The organism is Niabella terrae (assembly GCF_054783135.1).
In genome coordinates this window covers 763,987-777,356 of the sequence record NZ_BAAGRD010000008.1, presented here as the reverse complement: position 1 = coordinate 777,356, position 13,370 = coordinate 763,987, and the positions used below count along the sequence as shown (strand labels likewise).

Genomic DNA, 13,370 nt, shown 5'->3' with positions numbered 1-13,370 from the left:
GCCGGCTTTTAAATACTTCGATCACGCTATTAGAAATTAAAACGAATGCTGGCATTCCAGGTACGGCCCCAGCCGAAATACACCTGGTTGCTAATATTGACACCTTTATAATTTTTGGATGCATCTGCATCAGCTGCATTCGCGGTGCTCATTTCAGACAGGTAAATTTCGTCGAACAGGTTATTTACCCCGACACGGAACCGCAAACTTTTCCTGCCATTTAAATTCAGCAGGTAAGCCAGTCCGGCATCCATTACATCATAGGTCGGCAGCTTGATATTATCCTTGGTGACAACATTTGAATACAGGTTGTCATAGTAACGCCAGTTGGCATCCAGAGACAGCCCTTTTACAATTTTATACCGAGCTCCCAGACCTAAAGTCGTCTGCGCCGCATCACCCACTTTACCACCATCCAGATCGGTTTCTTCTACAGCCAGGGTCTCCAGGTCTTCATTTCTGGTAGTCACTATCGCATCACCTTTATATTCCCAGTTACCCAGCGAAACAAAGCCGTTGATGTCCAGGGCATAAGTCGGACGCAGTACAAAATCAAACTCGATGCCGGAGTGTAATTGCTCTACGCCCTGATTGGAGGAGTAAAGCACGGAGCCTTCCGGTACAGATATACCGCCGATCACTTCATCTGCATCCGCCAGTCTGGAAGTGGTTTCCACACGATCCTTCCAGGAAGTTCTGTACAGGTTCAATGAAGCCGAGAAAATATTTGAAGTATAGCTATAACCCAATTCCAGACCAAAAATTTTCTCGTTCTCGGTCAGGGGGTTCACTTCGTTGGTGAAATTCAGATAAATATTATCATGGTAGGGTTGACGGGAATAATAACCGGTATTGAAATAGACCACGTTTTTCGGATCAAATTTATAGCTGACACCACCTTTCAGGTTATATCCCAGGTTATTGACCTTGTCGGATTTCTGATAGGCGTCTACATATTCAAAATCTCTTCTGATATGCGACTGGGTGGACGCCGCACCCTGGAAAAAGGCCGAGAAATTGCTGGTACTGTACTCGAGTTGCCCGAAGACACCACCGTAAGAAATATTCTCCGTATAGTCGTAATCTATCCGCTGGTCCTGGGGCAGGGTCTTAAAGAAGGATTTCCAGGGATCTGCAGCCAGAGATTCTGTGATATGCTTATCCATGGATCCGGCTCCTCCCTGATGATCCGCTCCTTTCAGATTCCAGGTTTCATCCCAGGCATCGAGGCCGAGGAAATCTGCGACCTGACGATAATGCGTGCCTTTATAGGTCCGCAGGTCCATACCTACATTCAGGTTCAGGTGTTCCGACAATTTTTTACCCAGGTTGGAAACCACCCCGTACCAGGCATGGTTGTTCATTGAGGAACGGGTCAGATAATTGTAATTACCATAGGATCCCACACCGTCCGCTGCCGCCTGGTTATTGGCATAGATATTATCAAAATCAATCTGACCGTCTGTGTACTTACTGACTGATTCGGGCAAGCGTCCATAACTACCGGTACCGCCACCACGTCCCCAGGAAGCATAGACTACGGTAGACAGGCTGGTGCTGGAATTGATATCAAAATCCCAGTTAAAGTTGGCGACTGGTTTGTGATAGAAATTTCTTCTTTCGCTATAATAGTCTCCGTTCAGATAACCCCAGTTCGAATTGTATTTCCGGCCATAAGTCAGATAATCAGAGATATTATCCCGGAAGGCCTGATCGTGCCATTGCGGCGCACCGGTAACCAGGAAATTGAACTGATGCTTTTCGTTGGGTTTATAGCCCACAGACAGAAAATAATTCTGTCCCTGACCTTTGGTACCATCCATATAGCCGTCACCCTGCCAGTGGGTCAGCATGACACTCACACCCCAACCGCTGGCGCTCAGACCGCTGTTATAAGCTACTGTACCTTTATAATATTTGTTGCTACCGGTACCAAAAGAGACAAATCCGCCTTCTTTAAGTTCGGTGGCCTTGGTCACAAAGTTGACGGTACCGCCCACAGAAGAGATGGCCAGTTTAGAAGAACCCAGTCCCCTTTGAACCTGGATGGCATTGGCGATATCCGACATGCCCGACCAATTGGACCAGTACATCAGACCGTCTTCCATACCATTGATGGGCTGACCATTCAGCAGGTAAGCTGTATTATCCTGTCCAAAACCCCGAAGGTTAATTCTGGAATCTCCATACCCACCGGACTGACCGGCAACATATACCGACGGTGTATTGACCAGCGCCTGGCTCACATCACCCAATCCCACCTGATCCTGGATGGCCTGACCTTTAATGGTCGACACGGCTATCGGTGTATTTCTGTCCTTAGCCAGGTCAATTACGCCACGGCCCACTACAACAACTTCATCCAGGGCGTCCTGATTTTCATCGAGTTCTATATTGCCCAGATCCGTAGTTCCGTTGAAACTGACTGTTCTGGTTTTGGCATTGACATAGCTGATCAGTAATTTACCCGTGTTGCCGGGTGCCTGAATCGAAAAACTTCCGTCCGTCGCTGATATCGTTGCTATGTTGGTTCCCTGTACCTGAATCGTCGCATTTTCAATGGGATTTCCAGTAGCATCGACCACTTTACCAGTTATACTAACCTGAGCGTCAGCTACATAAGCAAAAGCAAATACAGCCATAAAAAGGCCTAAAATTTTCTTGACCATAGGAAATATTTTGTTGATGCGGCAAAGAAACATAATAAATTTTAACAACTAGGCCATTCATATTAACAAATTGTAACCACTTCTTTAACATTCAAAGATATTGATACAGATCAATCCATTTGAAGGCCGATGGCGGCCATCCTCATTGCCCTGCAACTATATCGTCTTTTGTTTTGTTATCTTCGCATAAATATCCACAGAAAATTTATGCTCAATACTATAGAAGCTGCGATCGAAGCGGTGCGTAATGGAAAACTTGTGATCGTAGTTGACGACGAAGACCGTGAGAATGAAGGAGATTTTATTGCGGCTGCGGGTGCAGTGAATCCCCAGATGATCAATTTTATGGCTACTTATGGCCGGGGACTGATCTGTGTACCCCTGCCCGAAGAACGTTGTGACGAATTGGGACTGGAACTGATGGTTACCAATAACACGGCACTCCATGAAACAGCCTTTACCATTTCCGTAGACCTGCTGGGGCATGGCTGTACGACCGGGATTTCAGCGCAGGACCGGGCCCGGACCATTGAGGCGCTGAACAATCCTTTTACCAACCCTGCGGACCTGGGTCGACCGGGCCATGTTTTTCCACTGCGCTCCAAAAAAGGTGGCGTGCTGCGGCGGGTAGGACATACCGAAGCAGCCACGGATCTGGCGCGACTGGCGGGATTTGCTTATCCCTATGGCAGTGTACTGGTAGAAATTATGAATGAAGACGGCACCATGGCCCGGCTACCGGACCTGCTCAAAGTCGCAGAAAAATTTGATTTACAGATCATCTCTATCAAGGACCTGATTGAATACCGACTAAAACGCGATTCCCTGATCGAAGAAATTGTCCGGGTCAATATGCCCACCAAATACGGCGATTTCACCCTGGTTGCCTTTAAAGACAAAAACAGCAATAATGAACATCTGGCACTGGTGAAAGGGGAATGGGATAAAGATGAACCGGTGCTGACCCGGGTGCATTCATCCTGTTTTACCGGTGATATTCTGGGCAGCCTGCGTTGTGATTGCGGCGACCAGCTCCATACCGCCATGCAAATGGTCCAACAGCAGGGTAAGGGCATTATCCTGTATATGAACCAGGAAGGCCGGGGCATCGGCCTGATGAATAAACTCAAAGCTTATAAATTACAGGAAGAAGGCATGGATACCGTAGAAGCCAACCTCCACCTGGGTTTTAAGATGGACGAAAGAGATTACGGCGTGGGGGCCCAGATCCTGCGGCACCTGAACGTGACCAAGCTGCGACTGATGAGTAATAATCCCCGCAAGCGGGTGGGATTGGTCGGTTATGGACTGGAGATCGTGGAAAACGTTCCCATCATTATTGAACCCAACCAGCACAACGAAAAATACCTGAAAACCAAAAGAGAAAAACTGGGTCACGATTTTTAGGCAGCTGGCATCATTTGGTTCACTCAAAAATACTACTATTAAAAAACCCCGGTCAGCTGACCGGGGTTTTCAATTTTTATACTGACCCAAAACTAAGCCTTGGGTGCGGATTCGTCTGCAGATTGGTCCGCATCATCAGCCTTGGGGGCCTCTTGTTTTGCGGGCGCTGCGGCAGGCTTGGCTTCCTGATCCATTTTCTTTTTGAGATCAGCCAGCACACCCAGATCACCTAAAGTAGCTTTCTCCACTTTGTTTTGAATGCTCTTAACGGCTTTCTTGGTTTTCTCAGCTTCCACACGTTCGGTCTTCCTTACACCTTCACGTTCTGCATATTGTTCGTGTTCCCATACGCGGGTATGAGATACGACAATGCGCTTCTCGTTTCGATCAAATTCGATGACCATGAACTGTGCTGTATCATCCATGCCCAAAGATTTTCCGTCCTTGGTCGCCAGATGACGGTTGGGACCAAACCCTTCCAGACCATAAGGCAGCTGAATGGTAGCACCTTTATCATCTTTACGGGTTACGGTACCATCATGGATGCTGCCGATAGCAAATGTATCCTGCAGCGTATTCCAGGGATCTTCTTCCAGTTGTTTATGTCCCAGCTGAAGTTTGCGGTTCTCCTTGTCAATTCCCAGGATGATCACATCGATTTTATTACCTACTTTGGTATACTCACCGGGATGGTTGAAGCGTTTTAACCAGCTCAGGTCGCTGATATGAATCATACCGCCGATACCCTGTGCCAGTTCGACAAATACACCGTAATTGGTGATATTTTTGACTTCACCTTCGTGACGGGTACCTTCCGCAAACCGGCTTTCGATATCATTCCAGGGATCTTCAGTCAGCTGTTTGATCGACAGGCTCATCTTGCGGGTATCCTTGTCCAGTGTAACGATCTTGGCTTCATGCTCGTCGCCCAGTTTAAAGAAATCCTTCGCATTGATGGGGGTATTGGCCCAGGTAATTTCACTTACGTGTACCAATCCTTCCACACCCGGATAGATTTCCAGGAATGCACCGTAATCTTCAATATTAACAACCTTACCTTTTACAGTATTACCTTCCTGTATATCTTCAGGCAATACATCCCATGGATGCGGTGTCAGTTGTTTCAGACCCAGACTGATTCTTTTCTTCTCATCGTCAAAATCCAGCACCACTACATTCAGCTTCTGGTCCATTTTCAATACCTCATTCGGATGAGAGATCCGGCCCCATGAAATATCTGTGATATACAGCAGACCGTCCAATCCACCCAGATCCATGAAGGCACCGAAATCGGTGATATTTTTCACGGTTCCTTCCAGTACCTGACCTTTCTCCAGTTTGCCGATGATTTCCGCACGTTGTGCTTCCATATCACTTTCAATCAGCGCTTTATGAGAAACGACAGCATTCTTGATGGTTTCATTGATTTTCACCACTTTGAATTCCATGGTCTTGCCCACGAACTGATCGTAGTCGGTGACCGGTTTCACATCGATCTGAGAACCAGGCAGGAAGGTTTCCATACCAAATACATCCACAATAAGACCACCCTTGGTCTTGGAGGTAATCACACCAGTGACCACTTCACCCGTTTTGTTTACTTCCACAATTTTCTCCCAGGCACGAGTGGTGCGGGCTTGTTTGCGGCTCAGGTTCAAATGACCGTCCCTGTCTTCCTTCTCCACAATCATCACTTCCACTTCATCACCGATCTTAAGTGTCGGCAGGTCCCGGAACTCGTTCAGGGAAATCAGACCATCACTTTTAAAACCGATGTTCAGTACTACGTCGGTATTGGTCAGCCCTACTACCGTTCCGTTTACGAGTTCACCATCATTCAGCTGAATAAAAGTTTCGTCGTAAACTTTGTCGTACTTCTCCTTTTCATCTTTGGAATAAGCACTAACATTACGTTTGTCAATGCTCCAGTCGAAATCGTCATGAGCGGTTTCATCCGCCTGTGCTTCCGGCTGAGGTGCTGCGGGTGTTTCAGTCGTAGCAACCGGTGCTTCGGTTTCAACAGGTGCATTTGTTGTCGCTGCAGAAGCTTCCTCTACCGGTTCGGTAGCGCCTGCGTTCTCCTGTGCATCAGCGTTTAATTGTTTAAAATAAAAATTCATAATATAACCGGAGGGTTTTAATTCCGGGCTGCAAAGGTAAACTATTTATGACGAAAAAGGCCCAAAAATGCCCCCTTTTTACCCTGCGGCGGTCTTGAAGGCATCACCCCTGAAAGCCGGTGGGAAGCCATCTATGCCCTTTTCAAAGCAGAAGCATTCAGTATCAGCAGATTAGAAAGCACACGAATTCCTCTTTTGGTATTCTGGTCCGCCATAGTATTTTTGTGCCCATGGGCAGTTGGAAAAATCAGACAATCAGTATCCTTTTATTTATCGGAGGACTCCTGATCCTGTCCACCAGTTTAACCGCCCGTCCCCTACAGGCACCATCATCCCCCGGTTTGCGCGCTTACGACAGCATTGCCCTTAGCCGGGAAATACTTTCTGGTCATCCGTATTTTAATTTCCATGAAGCTGCGGCTAACCCGCTGTACCATCCTAAAACCCGGCAGCCGGGAAAGGAAACCCAGTTTTATGCCCTATTGGGTATTCTGCTGCTGTTTGCCGGCTTCAAGTGGGGATTTGATAAGTATTTTAACGATTTGATCAACCTGTTTTTCCGAAGGGGGCTCAAACAGGGACAGCTCAAACAGCAGCTGGCCCAGAATGCATTGGCTTCCCTGATGTTCAATGTACTTTTCATACTGGTAGCCGCCGTATATACCGCCCTGCTGGTGCAGGCAGTTTATCACCCGGAATTACCCCTCTGGCATTTGTTTCTCTATGGACTGATTTTGTTCTCCCTGGTCTATGCCGGCAAGTATTTTCTGATTCGCTTTCTGGGTTGGATCTTCAACATCAGGACCATTGCTGCCGATTATACTTTTCTGGTTTTTCTGGTAAACAAAATTGCTGCAATCATTCTGCTCCCGCTACTGGTGCTGATTGCCTTGCCGGATTCCGAGCTGCAAACGGTCGGTTTCACCCTGAGCTGGATCCTGCTCATCGTTCTTTTGATCTACAGGATATTGGCGGCTCTGGCCCTGGCCCGGCGTTCCAAATCCGTTCATTTACTTTACTTTATTTTTTATATGGGCGCATTTGAACTGTTGCCGGTTCTGATGATAAGCAAAGGAATATTAACCTATTTAAATTAGAAAATGTACCTTTGCACACTAATTTAGGAGTATAGTTAATGATGCATAACGAAGAAAAAAAAACAACACCCGAAACTATTGCGGGTAACGTGAAAGACATTTTAATTACGCAACCTAAACCAAAAAGCGAAAAATCCCCTTTTTACGAACTGGAAAGAAAATTCGGGGTGAAACTGGCTTTTGAACCCATGATCAGCATCGTGCCAATATCCGGAAAGGATTTCAGACAACAGAAAATCAATATTGCAAAATTTACGGGCGTCATTTTTACCAGCCGCAATGCGATTGATCATTTTTTCCGAACCTGCGATGAGACCAAGGTAAATGTATCCCAGGACACGAAATATTTTTGTATCACAGAAGCGGTCGCATTATACCTTCAGAAATTCATACTGTACCGGAAAAGAAAAGTTTTTTACGGCGCCGACGGCACCAATAAAAGTCTTTTCGATGTCATGAATAAACACAAGGAGAACCTCAGTTTCCTCTATGTCTGCTCCGAAAACCAGCAGGACAGTGATATCGTCAACTGGTTGAAAGATAATAATTGCGATTTTGATCTGGCGTTTATGTACCGCTCTCAGAGCAATGACATTAAGGAACATATTGACAGTAAAGCCTACGATGTCGTTTGTTTCTTCACCCCTTCCGGCATCAAGAGCTGGTTTCAGAACTTTCCGGATTTCGAGCAGGACGGCATTGTCATTGGAACTTTTGGAGAAAATACCAAAGCCGCTGCGCAGCAGCTGGGTCTGAAGCCTCAGATTGTGGCTCCCCAGCCTAAAAAGCCCAGTATGATTACCGCACTGGATCATTTCCTGGCCAAGCTGGGCAAGTAAATCGGCCCGACTATTTTCCCGACCCCAATTCCTGCAATAACAAATAACTTTCCCTGTATTGTTCGGGCGCTGCCCGGTTGTCCGCCCCGATATGCATCACCGTTGCCGGCCCTCCGCCGCGTACCTGTGGCCATTGGGGAAGGCCTAGTCCATTGGGATTTCCCGTTTTTACAAAATTGACGAAGTAAGACTGCAGTATTTTAGAAACCCGGTAATCCTGGGGTTGCCAGTCATAAACCCGGTTGGTGGGCAGGTTGCCCAGGGCATATTCAATTTCAGCCGAGTGCACGGCATGCCCGGGAGGACTGTTTTCGGGTGCATCGCGTAGCCGGGGCCGGGGTTGTTCATAAAAATACCGGAATACCGTTGCGTCTCCTGTCCGGGCATGAATGTCAGACCAGCGCCAGGTACCATAGCCGATAAATCGATCTGAAACCAGCCGGGTGGCTACTGCAAGTGCCTGACTGTCCGTTTTTGGCATGTATTGGGTGAACAGGGCATCCGCCTGTTTTCCGTACCATTTCTGTACGCCGGCCCGGAAAGCCGCCACGGAATGCGTTGACCCCAGCAGTGCCTGACCATCGCCCTCCATGGCATTCCATCCTACCAGCAGCGGTACCCGGGACTGCCGGCCTTCACGATAGATCTGCAGCGGCGGTTCATTAAAAAAATAACCATCAAGTACCACATCATTCATTTGAAAGTCCTTGGTAGCTTCCAGAATTTTTTCCGCAGGCATCGCCCGTAATTCCTGTAGGTTGCGGGCCTTCAGCTGCTCCATAAAGCGGACTCCCTTGGTTTCCGCCTCCCGGAGATCCGGTATTTTCCGGTCACCGAGCAACGCGCCACTTTCGCCAATGGCACCCGCTATCAGATCCCTGGAAAGAGGCGTTGCCATCTGAGCACTTACAGAAAAGGAACCAGCAGATTCACCGGCAATGGTGATGCGTGCGGGATCGCCGCCAAAAGCGGTAATATTGTCGCGGACCCAACGCAGGGCCATGGCCTGATCCAACAGTCCATAATTTCCGGAAGCCTTATGGGGTGATTCCCGACTGAGTTCGGGATGGGAGAAAAATCCGAAAACAGTCAACCGGTAATTAACGGTGATGGTTAGCAAACCATTTCGGGCCATCTGCTCGCCGTCGTAGCGGTATTCTGAACCGTCGCCTGCCATCAGCCCACCCCCATAAAAATACACGAGGACCGGCAACCGGGCGGAACTGTCTGGCGCGGGTGTCCAGATATTTAAATAAAGACAATCCTCACTCATACCGTCCGAACGAAACTGCATATCACTGAACAAGGGTAGTTGCATCGCCCTGGGTCCGAAATGATCCGCTTTTCGGACGCCGGTCCAGGGCAGCACCGGCAGGGGTTCCCGCCAGCGCAGGTCACCGACAGGCGGCCGGGCGAAAGGTACGCCCCGGAATATTCGGATGCCGGAATTATAGGTACCTTCCAACAACCCGGTCTTCAGCCGAACCTGTTGTTGCGGAACCTGATGCTGTGCATGTAAAGGCGGGCCAACTGCGCAACTGATCAGCAGCGCCCAGATTAATTGTTTCATCGACTGGGTTTTGACATTATGGCAAAAGGCGGAGCAGTTAAAGTTACGAATCCCCGCCGATATTGTCGCACCCCAAGCCGGGCCCTACTGGCAGCACAGTTGTTCCAGGCGGTCTTCCACCGGTATTCTTTTCAGGAAATCATCGAAGGCCGATCCATAATTGCTATATGGACCGTAACAATCAATCAGGTACAGAATATAACCTTCCTGATCTTCCATCATAAAGAGCACGGAATTATCGGCGGGATCGCTGTCCGACTCGAACCGGAAGGCTTTAAAAATCAGGAGATCATCGGGCTGGTACTTTTTGTCGAGGCTTGTAGAAACCATCTCATTGGCTTCATTCATGACGATTTCGTTTTCTATGCCTTTTCGATTCAATTTCTCCAGTACCTCACTAAGTGTGGTCATTGTTGCGGGCTGTTGCATACAAGATTGTTTAGGGTGAATACTACTTCCTGCTATATCGCCTTTGCAACATAAACTAAGCCAGTTCCTGAGTAACCTGTTAGCATTATCCGAATATCCTGTTAGGTCAATGTTAAGATTACCCCGTACTTTTGCGGTCGTAAAAATCCCATCTGATCACAATATGCAGAAAATGAGCGCGAAGACACAGAAGAACTATTATATTATCGACTTTGACAGCACTTTTACACAGGTTGAAGCTTTGGATGAGCTGGCACGCATCTCGCTGAAATCCCATCCCGAAAAAGAAGAAATTTACCGGAAGATTTCCGACTATACCAACCAGGCCATGGAAGGCAAGCTCTCGTTTTCAGAAAGTCTCGCCCACCGGGTTCGGTTACTGGAGGCCAATAAGGATCATTTGAAGAAATTGATCAGCCACCTGAAAAAGCAGGTTTCGAAGTCTTTTTCGAGAAATGCGTCCTTCTTCAAAAAACATACTGATGAGGTACTGATTGTCTCGGGGGGATTTAAAGAGTTTATTACTCCAGTGGTCAAAAAATTCGGAATCAAAAAGGAAAATATCTATGCCAATACCTTTGTCTTTGACAAAGCGGGAAAAATCATCGGGTACGACGACAAAAACCCGCTCAGCAGTGAAGGCGGTAAAGTCACCTTATTAAAACAGCTGAACCTCCAGGGACATATCTATGGCATCGGCGACGGCTATTCGGATTTTCAGTTGCGGGAAAGCGGTGTGATCAAAAAGTTTTTTGCCTTTACTGAAAATATCTCCCGCAAATCAGTAACAGCCAAGGCAGATCATATCACACCCAGTTTCGATGAATTTTTATATGTCAACCAGCTGCCCGGTGCCATCTCCTATCCCAAGAACCGGATCCATGTACTGGTAATGGGTACCATCGATCCGGCACATCTGGGATTGCTGACAGCAGAAGGTTATACCATAGCCAGCGATGATCCCGCAACTGCACCGGATATCCGTCAGGCAGGCATACTGCTACTAGGACCCGGCATTGTTCTGGAGGCAACCGCGCTCAAAAAAGCCAGCCGGCTGAAAGCTATTGGTTGCTATGGCGAAGCGGATCGTCAGCTGCCACTCGAACGCTGCACCGATGCCGGTATCGTAGTATTTGATCAGCCCGCCGGGGGCAAAGCGCCTAAAGCGCCCGTGGAACAAAGGATTATCAACTTTATCAACAAGGGTGCGATCAGTCATAGTGTCAATTTCCCGGGCCTGCAGTTACCCGCCGTCAGCCGAACCCACCGGATCATCCATATCCATAAAAACCAGCCCGGTGTAATCGCCCGTTTTAATACGATTCTGGCGGAACACCGGATCAATATCAGTGCCCAGTACCTGATGACCAATGCCCGTATCGGGTATGTGATCACAGATATCGAAAAAAATTATGATAAACAATTGCTCCGGGAATTAAAAAAGATCGAGCATACCATTAAATTCAGGGTACTTTACTAGACCGCATCGCCAGGAATTTTAGAGCTCCAGTAGGCGGTGAATGGCGGCTTCGGCGCCCCGTATTTCTGCCAGCCCTTTCAGGCGGCCAATGGCGGAATAACCCGGATAGGCCTGCTTCTGCAGGTCATCGAGCATCTGATGGCCATGGTCCGGACGCATCGGAATGGAACGCCCCTCCTGATGCTGTAGTGCGCTGACCAACTGAATGATGCCCAACAGATCGGCATTCCCTTCCAGGTGGTTGGCTTCATAAAAATTGCCACCTTCATCCCGCTGGGTACTGCGCAGGTGGAGGAAATACACCCGGCTTCCGAATTTTTTCAGCATCGCTTTCAGGTCATTATCGCTGCGGGCACCAAAGGATCCGGTGCAGAAACAAAGTCCGGCATTGGGGGAGGGTACCGCTGTCATCATCGCTTCCACATCTGCCGCCGTACTCATGATCCGGGGCAGGCCCAGAATCGGATAGGGCGGGTCATCGGGATGGATGGCCAACTGAAGGCCCTGTGCTTCGGCGACCGGACTGATTTCATTGAGAAAACTAAAGAGATGCTGCCGCAGGGTATCGGCAGTAATATGATCATACTGGCTGAAAAGTTCCAGCACCTGTTCCGGCGTAAACAGCCCCTCGGAACCCGGCAATCCCATCAGACAGGAAATTTTGAGCTGCTCCCTGGCCGGAGCATCCAGGCTTTCAAAATAAGCACGGGCCTGAGCGAGATCCTCCGGCTTATAATCCTGATCGGCACCAGGCCGCTTCAATATAAAATTGTCAAAAGCCACAAATTCCTTCCAGCCGAACCGTAGACAGCGGGCGCCGGTATCGGTGGGATAGTCCAGATTGGTGCGTACCCAATCCAGCACAGGCATAAAATTATAGGTGATGACCCGGATGCCCTGTTCAGCCAGGTGCTCCATGCTTCGCTTATAATTATCAATCCATTGCTGGTAATTGCCATTCCGCTTTTTAATATCTTCATGAACCGGCAGGCTTTCTACCACTTCCCAGCGGAGTCCGGCGGCTTCAATCGTCGCTTTTCTCTTTTTAATTTCATCAACTGTCCATATTTCCCCTACCGGAATGTGATGCAGCGCGGTAACGATACCGGTGGCTCCGGCCTGGCGGATATCGGCCAGGGATACTACATCATTGTCGCCATACCAGCGCATAGTCTGGATCATTTTATAACTCATAGCCCGCTAAAATAGCTCAAAAATCATTAATTTCATTCACCTTGATTTCGCAAACGAATAAAGCAAAGAGCTTATAATTATCCACAGTTGTGGATTTGAAGCCCTTTGCAGTTTCACCTAAATGAGTGAACATGGATAGTATCTTAAGTTATCCAGTATGCAAGTTCAGCAGAAACACGTATATCCAGTCTTTTGGGGAAATCAATTTTCTGAATGAGTCCTTAACCAAAAGCGATTTTGAGTGATGAGTAAACCAACATGTCGGTAAGCGTCATGTATTTGCCCGTGATGGTTATAACGATTTGTTGCTTCAACTATTCTATACTGCTTGCATTGGAGGCAATACACTGGATCAAAGAACATATAAAAGACCACCCGGGATTTGAAAATTGCTTCGGCTGACACCATCGAGTACTCGTTTCAGGAACTGCGCGTAACTCACAGCGAGGTATTTAATTGTTCCGGCACAGGGATAGATCACGATTATAATTGCGCTAAAGTAGTCACCAATACGTTTGGCTACTCCAGCGCAACTTTAGGCGACTATACTTATCTAACAGTTAAA

At 47.9% G+C, this 13,370-nt stretch carries 9 protein-coding genes; 4 read left to right on the top strand and 5 right to left on the bottom strand.

The window, feature by feature from the left end; translation table 11 throughout:
* Positions 1–29: 29 nt before the first annotated feature.
* Positions 30–2,669, bottom strand: a complete 2,640-nt coding sequence (locus ACYVI9_RS11535; protein ID WP_460764715.1) for a TonB-dependent receptor — start codon at positions 2,667–2,669, stop codon at positions 30–32.
* Between the two features lie 207 nt (positions 2,670–2,876).
* Here ACYVI9_RS11535 and ACYVI9_RS11530 point away from each other — a divergent pair, with 207 nt between their 5' ends.
* A complete protein-coding gene (locus tag ACYVI9_RS11530) occupies positions 2,877–4,076 on the top strand; it encodes a bifunctional 3,4-dihydroxy-2-butanone-4-phosphate synthase/GTP cyclohydrolase II (RefSeq protein WP_460764713.1) in 1,200 nt (399 codons plus the stop codon).
* A 92-nt stretch (positions 4,077–4,168) separates the two neighbouring features.
* Here ACYVI9_RS11530 and rpsA read toward each other — a convergent pair whose 3' ends face one another.
* Positions 4,169–6,196, bottom strand: a complete 2,028-nt coding sequence (rpsA, locus tag ACYVI9_RS11525; RefSeq protein ID WP_460764711.1) for a 30S ribosomal protein S1 — start codon at positions 6,194–6,196, stop codon at positions 4,169–4,171.
* Between the two features lie 230 nt (positions 6,197–6,426).
* On the opposite strand from rpsA, the gene ACYVI9_RS11520 reads away from it, so the two are divergent.
* Complete coding sequence (locus ACYVI9_RS11520; RefSeq protein WP_460764710.1) at positions 6,427–7,293, top strand: DUF4271 domain-containing protein; 867 nt, start codon at positions 6,427–6,429, stop codon at positions 7,291–7,293.
* 38 nt (positions 7,294–7,331) lie between these two features.
* The gene (locus tag ACYVI9_RS11515) at positions 7,332–8,132 is read left to right on the top strand and encodes a uroporphyrinogen-III synthase (RefSeq protein ID WP_460764708.1); all 801 of its coding nucleotides are present in this window, start codon (positions 7,332–7,334) and stop codon (positions 8,130–8,132) included.
* Between the two features lie 10 nt (positions 8,133–8,142).
* Here ACYVI9_RS11515 and ACYVI9_RS11510 read toward each other — a convergent pair whose 3' ends face one another.
* Both ACYVI9_RS11510 and ACYVI9_RS11505 read right to left on the bottom strand, forming a co-directional pair.
* Positions 8,143–9,702 carry a carboxylesterase/lipase family protein gene (locus tag ACYVI9_RS11510; protein ID WP_460764706.1) on the bottom strand — a complete coding sequence of 520 codons (1,560 nt, stop codon included), beginning with the start codon at positions 9,700–9,702 and terminating at the stop codon, positions 8,143–8,145.
* An 84-nt stretch (positions 9,703–9,786) separates the two neighbouring features.
* Positions 9,787–10,131 (bottom strand): hypothetical protein, encoded by a 345-nt coding sequence (locus ACYVI9_RS11505; protein WP_460764704.1) that lies wholly within the window; start codon positions 10,129–10,131, stop codon positions 9,787–9,789.
* A 172-nt stretch (positions 10,132–10,303) separates the two neighbouring features.
* On the opposite strand from ACYVI9_RS11505, the gene ACYVI9_RS11500 reads away from it, so the two are divergent.
* Positions 10,304–11,611 (top strand): HAD-IB family phosphatase, encoded by a 1,308-nt coding sequence (locus ACYVI9_RS11500; protein ID WP_460764702.1) that lies wholly within the window; start codon positions 10,304–10,306, stop codon positions 11,609–11,611.
* Between the two features lie 18 nt (positions 11,612–11,629).
* On the opposite strand, the gene uxuA is transcribed toward ACYVI9_RS11500, so the two are convergent.
* The gene (gene uxuA / locus ACYVI9_RS11495) at positions 11,630–12,805 is read right to left on the bottom strand and encodes a mannonate dehydratase (protein WP_460764700.1); all 1,176 of its coding nucleotides are present in this window, start codon (positions 12,803–12,805) and stop codon (positions 11,630–11,632) included.
* Between the last annotated feature and the right edge of the window lie 565 nt (positions 12,806–13,370).

Excerpts from the sequence above, each read along its gene's own strand:
- uxuA (WP_460764700.1), bottom strand. The coding sequence starts at position 12,805 with ATGAGTTATAAAATGATCCAGACTATGCGCTGGTATGGCGACAATGAT.
- ACYVI9_RS11535 (WP_460764715.1), bottom strand. The coding sequence starts at position 2,669 with ATGGTCAAGAAAATTTTAGGCCTTTTTATGGCTGTATTTGCTTTTGCT.
- ACYVI9_RS11530 (WP_460764713.1), top strand. The coding sequence starts at position 2,877 with ATGCTCAATACTATAGAAGCTGCGATCGAAGCGGTGCGTAATGGAAAA.
- ACYVI9_RS11500 (WP_460764702.1), top strand. The coding sequence starts at position 10,304 with ATGAGCGCGAAGACACAGAAGAACTATTATATTATCGACTTTGACAGC.
- ACYVI9_RS11505 (WP_460764704.1), bottom strand. The coding sequence starts at position 10,131 with ATGCAACAGCCCGCAACAATGACCACACTTAGTGAGGTACTGGAGAAA.
- ACYVI9_RS11510 (WP_460764706.1), bottom strand. The coding sequence starts at position 9,702 with ATGAAACAATTAATCTGGGCGCTGCTGATCAGTTGCGCAGTTGGCCCG.
- ACYVI9_RS11520 (WP_460764710.1), top strand. The coding sequence starts at position 6,427 with ATGGGCAGTTGGAAAAATCAGACAATCAGTATCCTTTTATTTATCGGA.
- ACYVI9_RS11515 (WP_460764708.1), top strand. The coding sequence starts at position 7,332 with ATGATGCATAACGAAGAAAAAAAAACAACACCCGAAACTATTGCGGGT.
- rpsA (WP_460764711.1), bottom strand. The coding sequence starts at position 6,196 with ATGAATTTTTATTTTAAACAATTAAACGCTGATGCACAGGAGAACGCA.